The 17,318-nt window shown below is 51.5% G+C and carries 14 protein-coding genes and 1 pseudogene; 14 read left to right on the top strand and 1 reads right to left on the bottom strand.

Translation table 11 applies throughout. The annotated features are described in order from the left end of the window. Position 1 precedes the first annotated feature (1 nt). Complete coding sequence (gene wbpD / locus FIU83_RS07555) at positions 2-583, top strand: UDP-2-acetamido-3-amino-2,3-dideoxy-D-glucuronate N-acetyltransferase (protein WP_152483487.1); 582 nt, start codon at positions 2-4, stop codon at positions 581-583. Then, positions 580-1,662: a DegT/DnrJ/EryC1/StrS aminotransferase family protein gene (locus tag FIU83_RS07560; protein WP_152483488.1), complete on the top strand. Its 1,083-nt coding sequence runs from the start codon at positions 580-582 to the stop codon at positions 1,660-1,662. Before wbpD ends, FIU83_RS07560 begins: the two co-directional genes overlap by 4 nt. 190 nt (positions 1,663-1,852) lie before the next feature. On the opposite strand, the pseudogene FIU83_RS07565 reads toward FIU83_RS07560, so the two are convergent. Beyond that, positions 1,853-2,931 (bottom strand): annotated as a pseudogene (locus FIU83_RS07565) (IS3 family transposase). Between the two features lie 364 nt (positions 2,932-3,295). On the opposite strand from FIU83_RS07565, the gene FIU83_RS07570 reads away from it, so the two are divergent. The 12 genes from FIU83_RS07570 to FIU83_RS07625 all read left to right on the top strand — a co-directional run bounded on the left by FIU83_RS07570 (position 3,296) and on the right by FIU83_RS07625 (position 17,271). Beyond that, on the top strand, positions 3,296-4,540 hold the full coding sequence (locus FIU83_RS07570) for a lipopolysaccharide biosynthesis protein (protein ID WP_301538574.1): 1,245 nt from the start codon (positions 3,296-3,298) through the stop codon (positions 4,538-4,540). Continuing rightward, positions 4,537-5,052 (top strand): DapH/DapD/GlmU-related protein, encoded by a 516-nt coding sequence (locus tag FIU83_RS07575; protein ID WP_152483490.1) that lies wholly within the window; start codon positions 4,537-4,539, stop codon positions 5,050-5,052. The genes FIU83_RS07570 and FIU83_RS07575 overlap by 4 nt, the downstream gene beginning before the upstream one ends. Position 5,053: 1 nt before the next feature. Then, positions 5,054-6,259: a glycosyltransferase family 4 protein gene (locus FIU83_RS07580; protein ID WP_152483491.1), complete on the top strand. Its 1,206-nt coding sequence runs from the start codon at positions 5,054-5,056 to the stop codon at positions 6,257-6,259. Beyond that, the gene (locus FIU83_RS07585) at positions 6,211-7,578 is read left to right on the top strand and encodes an O-antigen ligase (RefSeq protein ID WP_152483492.1); all 1,368 of its coding nucleotides are present in this window, start codon (positions 6,211-6,213) and stop codon (positions 7,576-7,578) included. Before FIU83_RS07580 ends, FIU83_RS07585 begins: the two co-directional genes overlap by 49 nt. Next, a complete protein-coding gene (locus tag FIU83_RS07590) occupies positions 7,550-8,656 on the top strand; it encodes a glycosyltransferase (protein ID WP_152485290.1) in 1,107 nt (368 codons plus the stop codon). Before FIU83_RS07585 ends, FIU83_RS07590 begins: the two co-directional genes overlap by 29 nt. Beyond that, positions 8,656-9,729, top strand: a complete 1,074-nt coding sequence (gene wecB / locus FIU83_RS07595; protein WP_152483493.1) for a non-hydrolyzing UDP-N-acetylglucosamine 2-epimerase — start codon at positions 8,656-8,658, stop codon at positions 9,727-9,729. The genes FIU83_RS07590 and wecB overlap by 1 nt, the downstream gene beginning before the upstream one ends. After that, the gene (locus tag FIU83_RS07600) at positions 9,726-10,964 is read left to right on the top strand and encodes a glycosyltransferase family 4 protein (RefSeq protein ID WP_152483494.1); all 1,239 of its coding nucleotides are present in this window, start codon (positions 9,726-9,728) and stop codon (positions 10,962-10,964) included. The genes wecB and FIU83_RS07600 overlap by 4 nt, the downstream gene beginning before the upstream one ends. A gap of 57 nt (positions 10,965-11,021) precedes the next feature. After that, positions 11,022-12,302, top strand: coding sequence for an exopolysaccharide biosynthesis polyprenyl glycosylphosphotransferase (locus FIU83_RS07605; RefSeq protein WP_152483495.1), 1,281 nt, complete (start codon positions 11,022-11,024; stop codon positions 12,300-12,302). A gap of 147 nt (positions 12,303-12,449) precedes the next feature. Further along, complete coding sequence (locus tag FIU83_RS07610) at positions 12,450-13,826, top strand: O-antigen ligase family protein (RefSeq protein ID WP_253939563.1); 1,377 nt, start codon at positions 12,450-12,452, stop codon at positions 13,824-13,826. Continuing rightward, positions 13,826-14,962: a glycosyltransferase gene (locus FIU83_RS07615; protein ID WP_152483496.1), complete on the top strand. Its 1,137-nt coding sequence runs from the start codon at positions 13,826-13,828 to the stop codon at positions 14,960-14,962. Before FIU83_RS07610 ends, FIU83_RS07615 begins: the two co-directional genes overlap by 1 nt. 132 nt (positions 14,963-15,094) lie before the next feature. Then, positions 15,095-15,976, top strand: a complete 882-nt coding sequence (locus FIU83_RS07620) for a hypothetical protein (protein WP_152483497.1) — start codon at positions 15,095-15,097, stop codon at positions 15,974-15,976. A 159-nt stretch (positions 15,977-16,135) separates the two neighbouring features. After that, positions 16,136-17,271 (top strand): IS3 family transposase gene (locus FIU83_RS07625; protein WP_152483498.1). Its coding sequence is split into 2 segments (ribosomal slippage): positions 16,136-16,409 and positions 16,409-17,271, totalling 1,137 coding nucleotides; the frame shifts between segments, so codons are not numbered across the junction. Positions 17,272-17,318 lie beyond the last annotated feature (47 nt).

The raw sequence follows: 17,318 nt of genomic DNA on the forward strand, positions 1-17,318 counted from the left end.
TATGAGCGTGATGATCCATGACTCTGCCATTGTCGATGATGGTGCACAGATCGGTGAAGGTTCTCGCGTCTGGCACTTCGTACACATCTGTGGTGGCGCCCGTATCGGCAGGAACGTTTCCATGGGCCAGGGCGTGTTCGTGGGCAACAAGGTCACGATTGGCGACAACTGCAAGATTCAGAACAACGTCTCCGTGTACGATAACGTGCATCTGGAAGAAGGTGTCTTCTGCGGGCCCAGTATGGTCTTTACCAACGTCTATAATCCGCGCTCATTGATCGAGCGGAAAGATGAGTATCGAGACACTCTGGTGAAGCAAGGCGCCACTCTGGGCGCCAACTGCACCATTGTCTGCGGGGTGACCATCGGTGATTACGCCTTTGTCGGCGCCGGCGCCGTCATCAACAAGGACGTGCCGGCCTATGCACTGATGGTCGGTGTGCCGGCTGGACAGATCGGCTGGATGAGTCAGTATGGCGAGCAACTCGACCTGCCGCTTGAGGGGCAGGGCGAGGCCGTGTGCCAGCACACCGGCGACCGTTATCACCTGGATGGTAAGCAGATCACGAGGATGAGCGCATGATTCCGTTTATCGACCTGACCGCTCAGCAGGCGCGTATCAAGGACAAAATCGATGACGGCATCCAGCGGGTGCTGGCTCACGGTAAATATATCCTCGGCCCGGAAGTTACGGAATTGGAGGATAAACTTGCCGCTTACACTGGGGCAAAGTACTGCATCACTTGCGCCAACGGCACCGATGCCTTGCAGATTGCCCAGATGGCACTAGACATTGGCCCTGGTGATGAGGTGATCACTCCAGGGTTTTCCTACATCGCCACGGCGGAAACCGTAGCGCTGCTGGGGGCCAGGCCAGTGTACGTGGATATCGACCCTTGCATCTATAACCTGGACCCAAAGTTGTTGGAAGCGGCGATTACACCGCGTACCAAAGCGATCATCCCAGTTTCGCTCTATGGCCAGTGCGCCGACTTTGACTCAATCAATGCCATTGCCAATAGGCATGGCATTCCGGTAATCGAAGACGCCGCCCAGAGCTTCGGCGCCACTTACAAGGGGCGCAAGTCCTGCAACCTTAGCACCATTGCCACTACTAGTTTCTTCCCCAGCAAACCATTGGGCTGCTATGGAGACGGCGGGGCCATCTTCACCAATGACGATGAGCTGGCCACCGCACTGCGCCAGATAGCTTGCCACGGCCAAGATCGCCGATATCACCACATTCGTGTAGGTGTAAACAGTCGTCTTGATACTCTTCAAGCCGCCATCCTGCTCCCCAAGCTGGAGATCTTCGATGAAGAACTGATGCTGCGGCAGCAAGTAGCAGAACTCTATAGCCATCTGCTGAACGAGGCTGGCATTACTACCACGCCCCATATAGAGCCTCACAACACCAGCGCTTGGGCGCAGTACACCATTCGTGTGCAGAATCGAGAGAAGGTGCAGGTTAGACTCAAGGAGAGTGGGGTGCCAACGGCAGTGCATTATCCGACCCCCCTGAACCAGCAACCGGCGGTATCCGATACAACTGCGCTCTTGCGTGAGGGTGATGCAGCGGCGCAGCATGTACTCTCTTTGCCGTTCCACGCCTATATGGCCAAGAAAGACCAGCAGCAAGTGGTGAAGGCCTTGAGTGCATAAGTGCTTCTGAATATTGGTGTGATATTCAGGTCTAAAAGCTATAGCGGTGCTGTTACTGATAGTCTTACACTATAATCCTGCTAGGTGACGAAAACCGTGTGATCGATTACCCGTTTGGTAAAGAACGCAATACATTTGTTCTGACCTTTCCCCCAGAAACCGGTCCAACCACAATGTGAGAACCGCTCCTTCATGCACACCGCTGGGCATAAGCGACGGGTGGCAAATAGCCCAGCGAGCTGTGCGGTCTGACATGGTTGTAGTGGGTCCTCCATTGGTCGATTTCATGTCTTGCATCGTTCAGGCTCAGAAACTAGTGCTGATTGAGACAGCCATCCCGGAACTTGCCGTTGAAGCTCTCGATGAAGGCATTCTGTGTCGGCTTGCCCGGCTGTATGAAGGCCAGCGTGACCTTCCGCTCACGCGCCCAGAAGAACATCGCCTTGCTGGTCAGTTCGGGGCCGTTATCGCAGACAACCGACGCGGGCAGCGCACGCTGCTGCGCAATGTCATCCAGGAACCTGGCCAAGCGACGCCCGGAAATGGACGTGTCCACCAGCTTACCAACACACTCTCTGCTGAAGTCGTCCACGATGTTCAGCACCCGGAATCGGCGCCCCGAGGCCAGCTGATCTGAGACGAAGTCCATCGACCAGCGCTGGTTGGGCCTGTCTGGACATGGCATTGGCGCTCTTGGCCGCACCAGTCGCTTGCGCCGCCGGGTGCGGACCTGAAGCCCAGCTTCACGGTACAGCCGGTAAGTTCGCTTGCGATTCACCACCAGGCCCTCCTGACGCAACAAAGCGTGCAGCAGCAGGTAGCCGTAGCGGGGGTAGCAGGTCGCCAAGGCGTTCAGTCGGGCCCGAAGCGGCTCATCGTCACGCGGCATCGCTTGGTAGCGAGCCACCGACCGTGGCAGGCCCAGCAATCGACAGGCATGTCGCTGGCTGAGCCAGCCGCCTGTCACCAGGTGCGTTACCGCCCGCCGCTTCGCTTCGGGCGTCACCACTTTCCCGAGACGATCTCTTTGAGGGCGGCATTATCGAGAGCGCTTTCCGCCAGCAGCTTCTTCAGGCGGGCATTCTCTGCCTCCAGCTCCCGCAGACGCTTGGCCTCTGATACCTCCATACCACCGTACTTGGCCTTCCAGCGATAGATGGTCTGCTCGGTGACACCATTCTGCCGAGCCAGCTCGGCCACCGAGACGCCGCGCTCATGGGCCTTGAGGATGGTGATGACCTGCTCTTCGGTATGTCGATTACGCTTCATCGCGAGATCTCCGGCTATCAGGGTAAACGTAGCGGACATCTCACATTGCCGGTGGACCGGTTTCTGGGGGAAAGGTCAAACGTTAGCGCTAGTCCAGGGTGGTTGCGGTTGCGACTCCAAACTGGCGGGCCAACTGGCTATCCGTGATGTTGTAGGGCACTGCCTAGATATTGGCCCGGGTCTTTCGTTCGTGGTTGCTTGTTTGTGCAATTTGATGTCCACGAACCTGCATCCCGGGTAAATTGCTGAAGAATTTCTCTGGCTGCTAACAGAGGAAAACTTTTATTGTAGAACAAGTGTGAATATTTAATTCCTTTCCTCTAACAAGTGAGTGGTTTATTTAAATGCGTGCGTGTCAAATAAAATGAAAATAAGGGTTGAGAGCACTGAGTTCAGTCGGAATATTGTTACTCTTATGACTGGGACTTCTGTTGCGCAAGCTATTCCAATTGCTATAAGTCCAATCTTAACTCGTATCTTTACACCTGAAGATTTTGGGTTGTTTGCATTGTATATGGCAATCACATCAGTATTGGGGTCTGTTGTATCTGGCCGATATGAGCTAGCTATTATGTTACCTGAAAAAAAAGAGAATGTATTCCATGTTGCATGCCTCTCTTTGCTTGTTACATCCTTTCTTACTCTTTGCCTTTTTTTAATAGTATTGTTGTTCAACGATGCTATAGCGGAAATTTTGAATAGGCCGGAAATTTCGTTTTGGCTATATTTGGTGCCAATTAGTGTAATTATATCCGGTTTTTACCAGACCCTGAGCTATTGGCATATAAAAAATAAAAGATATAAGGTAATGGCAACTAATCGTGTCATGCAAAGTAGTGCTACTAATTTTTCTCAGCTAGCACTTGGTTGTATAGGTTCTTCATCAGGGTTGATATGGGGGGGGGGGGTAGGCCAAGCTACCTCATTGTTTTTTTTATTAAGGAAGAGTTTATTATTAAATTATTTCTGCTTTCCTTTCTCTGCTTTGAAGGTTATCGCTATAGCAAAGCGGTATAAAAAGTTTCCGATCCTTGACGTGCCTACTACCTTGATAAATCTGGCTGCAAACCAAGCGCCGAATATTCTACTAGCAAGTTTTTTTTCATCATCTACGGCTGGTTTTTACTATTTGACGCAGAGAGTTTTGCAGGCACCCATAACCTTAATATCAACCTCGGTGCTAGATGTTTTTAAGCAGAAGGCTAGTGAAGATTACAAACGAGATGGTCATTGTAGGAAAATCTTCAAAAAAACATTTCTGGTTCTTTTTTTTATGGCGTTGCCACCGAGTATAGCTTTGTATATTTGGGTTGAGGATCTGTTTACATTCGTATTTGGCGATTCATGGCGTGAGGCAGGAAAATATGCACAGTTGTTAATCCCTGCCTTGTTTTTCAGGTTTGTGGTCAATCCATTAAGTTTTGTGATTTATATAGCTGAAAAACAGCACATCAACTTAGTGGGGATGTTTTTTTTGTTCTTATCAATAATTTTTAGCCTTGTGACCGCTGATACTGCATATTTTGCTATAAGTATGATTTCCGCATCTTTCTGTATGACCTATTTTTTCTATTTTATAACATCAGCAAAAATGGCAAAATTTCTATGATTAAGAAAATTTTAATCCTTTTGGGAGTTTACGATAAGGCTATATTCATCAACAAGGTTGGTGTGGGGAAAGTTGTTTTAAATTTCATTTTCCAAAGAGTCTGTAGAATTAACGCGCATGTAAAGAGTTCAGTAAACTATACCTCGGTATTTGTTGGCGACAACATTGAGTACGTTAAAGATGATCTAAATATATTGGTGAGCTTTGCATCAAGTAACTGCTTGTATGTCCAGTCATTAAATGGGATAAAATTTGGGCGTGGCATTTTGATTGCTCCGGGAGTAAAAATTATTAGTGCTAATCATGAGCTTCATGAGGGAAGAAGAAGTGTCAGCACGGAAAAAATTGAGATTGGTGATAATGTTTGGATAGGTGCTAATGCCGTTATTTTGCCAGGCGTTAAAATTGGGAATGGTTGTGTCATTGGTGCTGGTGCCGTTGTCACTAAGTCTTTTCTAGATAATGCTGTAGTTTTAGCTGGCAATCCTGCAAAAGTGATAAAGAAGATTTGAGATGAAAAAAGTGTTGTTCTTGTCTGCTCTAGACTTCAAAGAAAAATCAATACAGGTTATTAGAAAAACTCCGGAGTCCTATGTAATTGCCGGATGGGAAGTTAATTGCCTTGTCGCAAGAGATAATTGCCCAGATGGTAACTATTTCTATGAGGATGAGATAAATATCGATGGAGTAAATGTTACTAGATTCTATTGGCCTTTTCCTAAGGTGAGGAGTTATGCTGGTCGTTATCTTGGGCTCTTGCTAAGCAAGCTAGCAAGTTTAATTGTTATTATTAGGTTGTTTGCAAAAGCCAAAAAGCTCCTGAAAAGCAACCAATATGATGTGATTTACGGCTATGAACTCCAAGGAGTGCTTGCCATGAATTTATTGAAGCCGTTCTTGCCCAAAAGAACTAAATTAGTTTCACGTTTTCAAGGGTCTTTTTTAAATGAAATGTTTGTCAATAAGCAGGTTTTAAGAGTTATTTTCAACCTTGACTTGGTTTTAGCTATACGAGCAAATTCTGACTTGCTAATCATGACAGATGATGGTACCCAAGGAGATCAGGCTGTAAGGAAGATAAAAGGTAAAAAACCATACAATATGGTTTTTTGGACAAATGGTGTTGACTTATTGCCAAAAAAATTAGGAAAACCTTTCGAGAAATCAAGCAGTTTAACTTTCATGTCAGTATCAAGATTAGTGGGATGGAAAAGAGTCGACAGGAACCTTCATATACTAAATAAATTTTTGGAACTTGGATATACTGATTTCGTTTATTATATAATTGGAGAGGGAGAACAAAAAGCATACCTTGAGGAGCTTTGTAATTGTCTTGGCTTGCAAAAAAATGTCATATTTGTTGGAGCTTTAAGCCACTCGTCGGTTACATCTTTTTTATTAAATGCTGATATATTTTTATCAATGTATGACTCGTCAAATGTTGGTAATCCGCTGCTAGAGGCCATTAGAGCAAATAAAATAATAGTAACTTTAGATAATGGTGATACTGGTAAGTGGATTCAGCATAAAAAGCATGGTCTAATCTATGATCCTAAGAACATAGATTATTCAGTCATTGCTAAAGATATGTATAATTTAATATATGATGAAAATATGAAATGCGAGATATTAAATAACGTAAGGGTGCTTGAAAAAACAAAGATATTGACATGGGACGAACGTTTAGGCAAGGAAGTAACAACTGTCGGTGCTTTATGAAAATAAAGTTTTCTACAGTTGTCTTGTTTTTTTTTGCTAGTGCGGTTTTTGGCAGTGGGGTAGGTTACTCAAAACTTTACTTGTTTCATGTTGCACTTGTTATCTTTGTTTTTTCTTTTCTTTGTTGCTTTGTTCAAAATGGAAGGCAAAGCACAATAATAAAGCCCAAGAGCCATTTTATATCATTTTTATATTTTATGTTTTTTTGGTATGCGCTGGGAATTCTTTGGAGTGTCGAGCCTTTATATACGTTAAGGTATCTTTTTTATATAGCTGTCGGCATATCAATTGCTTTTATAGTTAGCGCTTATGCCGTTACCAGGCAGCGCTACTTATCTCTATATTCTGTTTTAAAATATTGTTTTTTATTGGCTATTGCGATCGCATTTTTGGAGTCATTTACTTCTTTTAGGTTGCCAACATCACCCTATTCTGAGTATGCAAAACTCTTTGGAAGAGATGCTACTAATTTTAGCGAAATTGATTATTCTGTTCATGAGTTAATAAGGTCAGTACCGACTTCATTTTGGGGGAATCCTAACAATTTTTCTGTTGCAATGACTTTAGTAGCACCATTTTTTCTTTTTCACCGGAATTATCTTATGAAGATAATCGGTATGCTAAGTATTCTCCTGCTGATTGTAATGGCTGGGTCCCGAGGTGCTTTTTTGGCGTTAGTATTTGGATTTTTTGTCTTTTTGTTCATCAAGGGGTGGAGTTATTTTTTATCGGCTTTGGTTGTTCTTTTTTTAAGTTTTAGTTTATTTGTTAATAGCATAGAGGTTCTAAAACAGTCTGAATACAAAAGAGTTGCTGAGCTCGCATGGACAGGAGATGCTGCTTATAGTTATTTGTTTGAACAAGAAGAATCAACAAATAGTATAGGCGCTAGACAACAGCTGATTCAAAATGGCTTGAACGCTTTATGGAGTTCTGGAGGTATAGGTGTTGGTGGTGGTGGTTCGCAGTACGTACAAGAGCGGTTGGGTGGAGTAGCCGGTAAGTTTACCTCAATGCATAACTTTTGGGTCGAAATTCTCGTTGATGCAGGATTTGTTTTTTTTAGTTTTTTTATGGTTTGGTATTTTTCTTTATCTTATAATTTGTATAAGGTTTATAAAAAATCATTCGATAATTTCTATCGCTATCAAGCGGGTTCTTTATTTGTTGCCATGATGACATTTTTAGTGTCAGCTGTTTCAGCAAGTTCAGTGATATATTTATTGCCTATGTGGTTGATGATTGGTATGGCGATAGCGCTAAATGGTTTATCAAAAAAAGAAATCTATGATGAAAATCGTATTGCTTGCAGCGAGTAATTCCATACACACTGTTCGTTGGGCAAACGGCTTAAGCGACGCTGCTCATGAAGTCCATGTGATCACTCAGCATCCGATTGCTGACCCTTTTGATCCAGCGGTGAAGGTGCACTCGTTGCCATTCCGAAGTGTGTTGGGGTATTTTACGATGGTTCCGGCGGTGCGCAAGCTGATTTGTGAGATACAGCCTGATATTGTCAATGCCCACTACGCTAGTGGTTATGGCACTACTGCACGCTTGGTAGGTTATCATCCGTGGGTGTTGTCGGTATGGGGCAGTGATATTTACGACTTCCCTCATAAATCGCCTCTGCATAAGTGGTTGGCCAGACGAAATTTGCTCGCCGCAGATCGCGTCGCATCAACCAGCTACAGCATGGCAGAGGAGACCCGTGCCCTCGTTCCTGATTTGGATGACATAGCTATTACCCCCTTTGGTATCGATCTCTCTAAATATTCGGCCATTAATCCTGTGCCGGCCGAGCAGCGGCACTCCCTGGTGATAGGCACAGTCAAGACCATGAGCTGCAAGTATGGTGTTGATACACTGATTGAAGCTTTCGCTCTGCTGATAGAGCGATTGCATTCACACCCTGAGTTGAAGGCGCCAAAGCTAACGCTCAGGTTGGTAGGTGATGGTGAGCAATCTGCAGACCTTGAGGTACTGGCCTCTCGCTTAGGTGTTTCCGGGAGTATTGAGTTTGTGGGACGTGTGCCTCATGAAAAAGTTCCAGAAGAGCTAGCAAGGATTGATATATATGTGGCACTCAGTCGTCTGGAAAGCTTTGGCGTCGCGATCCTTGAAGCGGGTGCCGCATGCAGACCAGTTGTGGTGTCAGACGCAGGGGGATTGCCCGAAGTCACAATAGAAGGTAAAACAGGGTTTGTTGTACCCCGTGAAAATCCTCAGGCCGCGTCTGAAGCTTTGGAGAGGTTGGTATTACACCCTGAACTTCGTCATTGCATGGGCCTCGCTGCCCAGCACCATGTTGGCAAAAATTATTCATGGGACGCTTGCATTCATGAGATGCTAGGCGTTTATGAGAAAACTATATCTAACTTTCAAAAAGGTCGATAATGCAACGCATCCTCACCATCATCGGCGCAAGGCCTCAGTTCATCAAAGCTAGTGTGGTTTCTCGCGCTATCCTACAAGCCGAGGGCATTGAAGAAATCATGCTGCACACGGGGCAGCACTTCGATGCCAATATGTCGGAAGTCTTCTTCGATCAGTTAGGCATCCCCAAGCCGGATATCCAGTTGGATATCCATGGCGGCCGCCATGGTGAGATGACGGGGCGGATGCTTGTCGAGATTGAGCAGGCCATCGTAGAGCAGAAACCAGACCGGGTGTTGGTATATGGAGATACCAACTCTACCTTGGCGGGGGCTTTGGCGGCGGCCAAACTCCACGTGCCGGTCGCGCATGTTGAGGCGGGACTGCGCAGCTTCAATATGCGCATGCCAGAGGAGGTCAATCGTATCCTGACAGACCAGGTCAGTGACCTGTTGTTTTGTCCTACAGAAACCGCAGTCAAGAATCTGGAAGCTGAGGGGTTTTCGCATAAGCCTGTGAAAGTGATGCAGGTAGGCGATGTGATGCAAGATGCTGCTTTGTTGTTTGCCAAGAGGTCTGTTCCACCAGCGGGTGGCAACCTTCCGGAGCATTTTATTCTGGCGACGTTGCATAGGGCCGAGAATACTGATGATCCTCAACGCTTGGCGAGTATCGTTCAGGCGTTGAATAACCTCCATCAGGAACAGGCTCCGGTCGTTCTGCCTCTGCACCCGCGGACACGAAAGCTAGTAGCAAATGCAGGGCTATCACTCGATGTTCACCTTATCGACCCGGTTGGCTATTTTGAGATGGTATGGCTGTTGGATCACTGTGGCCTTGTATTGACTGACAGCGGTGGTGTTCAGAAGGAAGCCTTCTTTTTTGGCAAAGCTTGTGTGACCATGCGCGATCAGACTGAGTGGGTTGAGCTTATCTCAGCCGGTGTCAATGAGCTTGTAGGTGCGAGCTCATGCAAGATCGTGAGAGCTTCTCAAAGGCACTATGACCGTAAAATTGTGGATAGTCATAGCATTTATGGCGGGGGTAGAGCATCTGCCAGGATCGTTCAGCAGCTCGTTGAGAGTGCAAGATGACTCAATCTTCGAAGAAAAAAACCATTTGGATTATTAATCAAGACGCGTCGACTCCCGGGTCAGGCTATGCGGGGAGAAGTTATTATCTTGGTGTGGAGATGGCAAGGCTTGGTTTCAATGTCTGTGTAGTTGCTGCAAGCTTCTGTCATCATCTGCGGGAAATGCCAATTGTTGATCGGCCTGTTGATGTTGAAAATGTTGATGGTATTAAGTTTGTTCGTATTGGAGTGCCGGAATACTCAAAGGCTAGTAGTGCATTACGAGCTATAGGTTGGTCGGTTTTTGCTTGGAGGTTGCGTCTTCTACCTAAGTATCTCAAGGCTTCGCCGGATGTTATTGTTTACTCTTCTCCACCGCTTGTTGGGTATTTAGGAGCTGAACGCTTGGCGAAACGTTTTGGGGCGAAGCTTGTTTTTGAGGTTCGTGATATTTGGCCTCTCACACTATGTGAGGTTGGTGGCTATTCACCCAAGCATCCAGTTATCCGTTTTTTTCAGTGGATAGAGCGCAGAGCTTATCGGCGTTCAGATCTGGTTGTATCAAACCTTAAATACTCTTATAAGCATATGGTTAACCATGGCATGCAGAAGGATAAGTTTTCCTGGGTGCCTAACGGGTACTCGGAGAGTGAAGTTTCCGATAAGATTCCACTTGATGCTCATGTTTCATCTTTGATTCCCAAGGATAAGTTTATTGTCGGATACGCAGGAGCAATCGGTAGAGCCAATAATCTGACGACTTTAGTAGAGGCGGCAAGGCTGCTTCGGAATGATGAAAGCATTCATTTTGTTATCGTGGGGGATGGTGAGGAAAGAGACTCGGTTTGTGAGGCGATTAGTTTATATGGTCTTGAAAATGCGACTATTGTGGGTCGCATAGCTAAGAAGCAAGTTCAGAGTATGCTGAGCTATTTTGATGTTTGTTATATAGGGCTTAAGAAAGACCCGCTGTTCAGGTTTGGAGTTTCACCAAACAAGTTGTTTGATTATATGTGTGCAAGTAAGCCAATAATCTATGCTGTCGACTCAGGTGATTATAACCCTGTCGGTGAGGCGCTGGCAGGAGTAAAAGTTTCCCCTGAGTCTCCTGAGGAGCTTTGTGAAGCAGTGAGTAGCTTGTCCTCTTTGTCAAAGGAGGACCTTGGTAAGATGGGGTTGAATGCAAAAGCTTTGGCCGAAGATAATTACGAATATAGTGAGCTTGCAAAGCGTTATAGCAAAATCTTGCTGTCGTGATGTTTTCTGACTTTAGCTCACGGTTTTTCTTCTTTGTTGTTTAGGTTGGTCCTCATAATGAATAACCATACGCGCTACGAGCGCCGCCACTCGCGCTGGTATGAAGGGTTATTGCTTGGGTGGCCTTTCCAGTTGATCGTTGGCGCTTTGGTGGTCATGGGGCTACCGGCCTGGGAGCGTTGGGGCTGGGGGTTCTGGGAATACCTGCCGCAGGTCCGCACTAATACCCTTCTGGCCTGTGGGCTGGCCTTCATTGGTATACTATGGACGCTTCGGAGGATGCACCGTTTTCCCGGCGCTCGTTTATCGGCGTTTATTGCTCCCTACATCTCGGTGGCATATCTTCTCGTGGTGGCGGTACTTTTTTTTACTCGAGAAGAGTACACTCGTCAGGTGCTGTTTGGCAGCTACCTGATGAGCTTGGGCTGGTTCTACCTGGCTTTTTTTCTGGGGCGACGTTATCGGCGTATGAAACTGGCGGTGGTGCCGGTGGGGCGAATCGATAAACTGTTGACGGAGGCTGGTGTCGATTTCCGCCGCCTGGAAATGCCTGACCTGGGCGGGGTACGCTATGACGGCATAGTAGCCGACCTGCGCTCCGATGAGCTTTCCCCCGCGTGGGAAAAGTTCCTGGCGCGCTGTACTCTGAACCATATTCCCGTCTATCACATTAGACAAATTCAGGAGTCTCTCAGCGGGCGGGTCGAGGTTGAGCACCTGACCGAGAATGAGTATGGCAGCCTGCTGCCATCCTTCTTCTATCAGGGCTTCAAGCGTTGCATCGACTTGGTATCGGCACTGTTGCTGTTACCGCTATTGACACCTGTGATGCTAGCCGTCGCCGTAGCCATTCGCCTAGATAGCTCGGGGCCTGCACTGTTCATCCAGCATCGCATGGGCTTCAGGGGGGTGCCGTTTCGTGTATACAAGTTCCGCAGCATGTATATCGACCAGAAGGGGAGTGGCTTCACTGAGGGCGACGATGATCCACGGATCACCAAGGTAGGGCGTTTTATACGAAAATGTCGCTTGGATGAATTACCTCAGTTGTTCAATGTGATCAAGGGCGAGATGAGCTTTATCGGCCCGAGGCCGGAGTCCATGCAGCTCTCCGAGTGGTACGAGCGTGACGTGCCCTTCTTCAGCTATCGCCACGTGGTGCGCCCGGGCATTTCCGGCTGGGCCCAGGTAGAGCAGGGCTACGCCGCTGAGGTCGACGGCATGACCACCAAGCTGCAATACGACTTCTACTACATCAAACACTTCTCGCTGTGGTTGGACGTGCTGATCGCCTTCAAGACCCTGAAGACCATCGTCACCGGTGACGGGGCGAGGTGAAATCGGTCCGATCCTTAGTACAGCCCGGCCCTGGTGCCGGGCTTTGTTATGTCTGGGGGGGCATTTTTCCTTCACCAATCCCATCGGAGAGGTTGCGATTGCTAAGTCAGGCCGCCATCATCCCACTCCTTGAAATTCTGGCGAGTGATGCAGGCCGTGAAATCTCCCCTTTCCCTTCTCGATCCCGGTGAATCGTCCCCCTTCTGGCGCTCTCCCCTTTGGCTCTGCTGGCTCGGCCTTGGGTGCGCGCTGCTCTATGCCGGGCTGCGCCTGGCCGCTCCCGATGTGGGCGAGCTAGCCGGTACGCTCATGGCCCTTGGTGGCCTGTTCGCCGTGCTGCGCTGGGGCCGGGGTATCCGGAGTAGCGGAGCACTATGGTTTCTGCTGGCGGTGATCGTCGTCCAGCTCCTCAGCTGGGTGGGGGGATACCTTCACCATCCCCAGTGGATGACGGACACCCCCCAGCTCGACCGGCTGGCTAAGTGGTTCCTGTTCATCGGCCTGGCCTGGTGGCTGGGGGGGAGTACTCGGGCCACGCTGCTGGCCTGGGTGCTGGCCTTGGTTGGCCTGATGGCGGTGGTCTGGTTAATCGACGGTAACCTGACCCACTGGCAACTCGGGCTGAACGGAAGGCGAGTGGACTTCGGCATCCGCAATGCCCAGCACACGGCCCTGTTCTTCGGTGCTGCGCTGATCGGTCTGCTCTGCTTTTCCAGGCGTTGCCTGGCACTTGGCCGGATGGCCTGGGTGCGACGGCTGGGATGGGGATGGGCCGCGGGCTCCTGCCTGGTGGGAATCGGGATCACCCAGACCCGTGCAGTGTGGCTGGCCATGATGGTGGTGCTGATCATGATGGCGGCCGTTATCGCCCTGCATGCCTATGTGGTGGGCCATCGGGGCCGCTGGGGCAAGCCAGCCCTGGTGGGCGTAGTGCTGTTATTCATCGCTGTTGTCGCCTCGGGGTGGTGGTTTCAGGACGCCGTGGAGAAGCGGCTGGAGGCTGAGCGCAGCGTGATCACACAAGCCATGGAAGGAGACTGGAAGGAGATTCCTTACAGTAGCATCGGTAATCGACTGTTATCCTGGCGGGCATCGTTTGATTGGATCGCAGAGCGCCCCTTGGTGGGCTGGGGGGAAGAAGGGCGTGGTTTGGTCATCGATCACACCGATTGGTTGCCTCCTCAGACCCAGAACAACTATGGCCACCTACACAACACGCTACTAGAGCTCTTAGTCAGCTATGGCGTCTTGGGGCTGCTCGTCATGGCTGCTCTCGTCGCTTGGGTTGGGTTGGGCACTTGGAAAGCATGGCGAGCCGGCGTCATGCCGAGTGATATGGCCCTCTTTGGCCTGGCATACTTCGTCTTCTACGGGATCGTGAATCAGTTCGAGTCCTATAGCTTCTTCTGGACGGGAACTTACCTCCAGGCCTTGGTTCTGGGCGGCCTGGTCACCCACATCTGGCGCTGGCAGGTAGAAAGTGGCCAGCGTGTCTTTCCCGTCCTCTTCCGAAGGGGAAGCTGATGCGTACCCTGGTGGTGGTGCGTTCCCTCAAGATGGGGGGGATGGAGCGTGTCGCGGTGAACCTGGCCGATGCCTTCGCCGAGGCCGGCCATGAGAGCCACTTGCTCAGCCTGCGCCAGGTGGACAGGCCGCTGGCGCCGGAGCACCCGAAGGTGCAGCAGCATGCCCTGGCCCTGCGCTGGTGGAGCCGGCTGACCGGGGTTGGGCTCGTGCTGGAGTTGCTGGCACGGCTGTTCTTGAACCCCCTGGTCAAGCGTTCCCTGTTTCTCGGTACCGGTATCATGGGCGGCGTGGTCTTCCGACTCTGGCTCAAGGCCTTCGAGCGTCGCCACGGCCGAGTTGATCGCATCATCTTTCGGGGTGTCGGCACCTTCGAACTGGTCTGGAGCTTTCGCGATGCGCGCGGGCGCTACGTGCTGGAAAACATCCTTCATGTGGATGAAGCCAACTGGCGTCGTCGGCTCTTTGCGCATTGCCTCTACCATCGGCGCCATCTGGTGACCGTCTCCGAGGGCGTCGCCGATAGCACGCGTGAGGCCATGCAGGTCTGGCACTTCGAGCCGGCCTCGCTGAACGTGATTCCTAACCCCTGTCCGCTCGCGGGCATTCGCCGGCAGATGGTCGAGCCGGAGCCCGATCTCCCCGACGGGCCCTATATCGTCAATGTGGCCCGGCTGGTGCCGGCCAAGGACCAGGCGCTGCTGCTCAGGGCCTATGCGCGCTCGCAAGTGACACTGCCGCTGGTACTGGTCGGCGACGGGCAGGAGCGAGGTCGTTTAGAGGCGTTGGCGAAGGAGTTGGGTATCGCCGAGCGCGTGATCTTCGCCGGCCAGCGCAGCAACCCCTATCCCTGGATGCGCCATGCGAGGCTCTTCGTGCTCAGTTCGCGCTTCGAGGGCATGGGCATCGTGCTGTTCGAGGCCATGGCCTGTGGCACGCCGGTGCTCAGCGTCGACTGCCCCGGGGGCATCCGCACGATCCTGAAGGGTGAGTTGGAGGAGTGCGTGGTACCCCATGACGAGGCCGGTCTGGCGGCGGGCATCCAGCAGGCCCTGGAGGGCGAGAAGCCGGCGGTGAAAGAAGCGTGGCTAGACGACTTCCGGCCGGAGGTGGTGGCGGCGCGATTCCTGCAGTGATTCGAGTGAGCGGGAGCGAAGGCTCGTCGGAATCAGCCTGTCGAGCTACCCGTGAGAGACGAATACGCGATGACGGCATGATGTTAGTTTGCTAATATCCTGCTCCTGTTCGAGAGAGTGGCCTTTTTCAGCATGCAGCGTGTATCCGACGCCGATAAGCGTGTTCCCGTCGCCCCCGCCGGCGATCCGGCCTTTGACCCGCTCTACGATCGGCGGATGTTCTGGCCGGTACAGCGCGCCCGACTCCAGGTGGCACTGCGTGACGGTGCAATAGAAAACCTCGTGTTGCCGCTGGAGAGTGGGCTTTTCAGGCTGTGGCACCGTGAAATGCCCGGTGCGGATTGGGTGGAGCGAAAGGGCCTGCCTCGTCGCGTCGTGGAAGAACAGCTGGGAGATGGCCTGGTGCTGCACGTCGATCCCCGGGCGCTGATTCGCAGTACGCACTGGCGCGGCTATGCCAAACGCTTGAGGCCTTCATCCTCGGCCTTCATCTGGGATGGGGAGTGGGATCTCAGGCGGGGCCACCTTCTCCACAGTTCCCGATATCGTTTCATCAGCGACCTCGACGACCATCGTGACGATCTGCGCGAGACCGAGCGCTTTCGTGAACTGAAAGCGCGCCTGGACGCCGGTCGGCCATGGTCGTCTCACCAACAGGGCATCCTGTTGGATTCCGAACACCGCATCCTCACCTACCTGCGCGTCTACCTGAGCTTTCTCGATGACATGGCGGCGCGCGGCTTCGATGCCGGTCGCGGCAAGGACCAGCTCGGGGTGGCGGTTAGTCGTGAAGGGCGACTGATCAAGATCAATCGTGGTCTGCATCGGCTGGCCATGGCGCAGCGGCTTGGCCTCCCCTCGGTGCCAGTGGTAGTCAAGGCGGTGCACCGGGAGTGGTGGGAAACCGTCACGAAGGGGGCTACTGGGAACAAGGCGCTGGCGCGTTTCAGGGCCGCCCTGGCCGAGTGTCTTCCCGAGACCGGGCCCGGGCCGCTGGATCCCGAGCCTCGCTGACGCTTCGTTGCCAGGTAGATCGTGTTTTGAAAGAAATGGCCTAGCGGAAGGAGAAGCCCAATTAACCTGCAAGACTTCAAGGCGATCATTCAGTGAAGTGGACCCCGGAATTCGGACCAGGCGCTAAGCTCTGATCAGACCGACCAGGAGAGCCTGATCATGAGCAGGAAACGTCGACAGTACAGCAGTGAGTTCAAGGCCAAAGTAGCCCTCGCCGCCCTCAAGGGCGATCAGACCACGTCGGAGATCGCGGCCCGCTTCGAGATCCATCCGACCATGGTGAGCCAGTGGAAACGCGAGCTGCTGGACAATGCCACCGGCGTCTTCGAGAACAAGAGTGCCGGCAAGGCTGTCCAGAAGACCCAGGAGGAGATCGACACGCTCTACCGCGAGATCGGCAAGCTGACGGTGGAACGTGATTTTTTGTCACGCAGGCTCGATCGTTGAGCCGGGCCCAGCGCCTGGCACTGGTCGAGCCGCAGGCGCCCGACATCAGCCTCCGGCGTCAGTGCCAGCTGCTCGGTATCAGTCGTTCCTCGATGTACTACCAGCGCAAGGCGCTACGGGCCTATGACCTGGAGCTAATGCGCCTGATCGACGAGGAACACCTGCGCACACCGGTCTATGGATCACGACGGATGACGGCCTATCTCAATCGTTTGGGACACGCGGTGAACCGCAAGCGCGTTCAGCGACTGATGCGCCAGATGGGCCTACAGGCCGTCTATCCGAAGCCATGCACCAGCCGGCCGGGCGAGGGTCATCGGATCTATCCCTACCTACTGCGGGGCCGAGTCATCGACCGCCCCAATCAAGTGTGGGCGACCGATGTAACCTACATCCCACTGGCACGCGGGTTCATGTACCTGGTGGCCATCATGGACTGGCACAGCCGCCGTGTGCTGGCCTGGCGAGTCTCCAACACCCTAGATGCGGACTTCTGCGTCGATGCCCTGGAGGAGGCCCTGGCGTGCCATGGAGCGCCGGAGATATTCAACACGGATCAAGGCTGTCAGTTCACCAGCCATGCGTTCACCGAGGTGCTGGAAGCCCATGATGTCCGGATCAGCATGGACGGCAAGGGCTGTTACCAGGACAACATATTCGTGGAACGGCTCTGGCGCAGCGTGAAGTATGAGTGCGTCTACCTGAAAGCCTTCAAGGACGGGGCTCAGCTGAAACAGGAGCTGGGCCGCTACTTCACCTGGTACAACCAGGAGCGGCCTCACCAGGGACTGGACGATGCGACACCCGATGAGCTGTATTTCCCTCAACCACTGAACAAGGTGGCCTGACGCCGATGATGACCCGATCCGAGCTTAGATAGCCTGTCAGGTGGTCC

The organism is Halomonas sp. THAF5a (assembly GCF_009363755.1).
Classification (GTDB): Bacteria; Pseudomonadota; Gammaproteobacteria; order Pseudomonadales; family Halomonadaceae; genus Halomonas.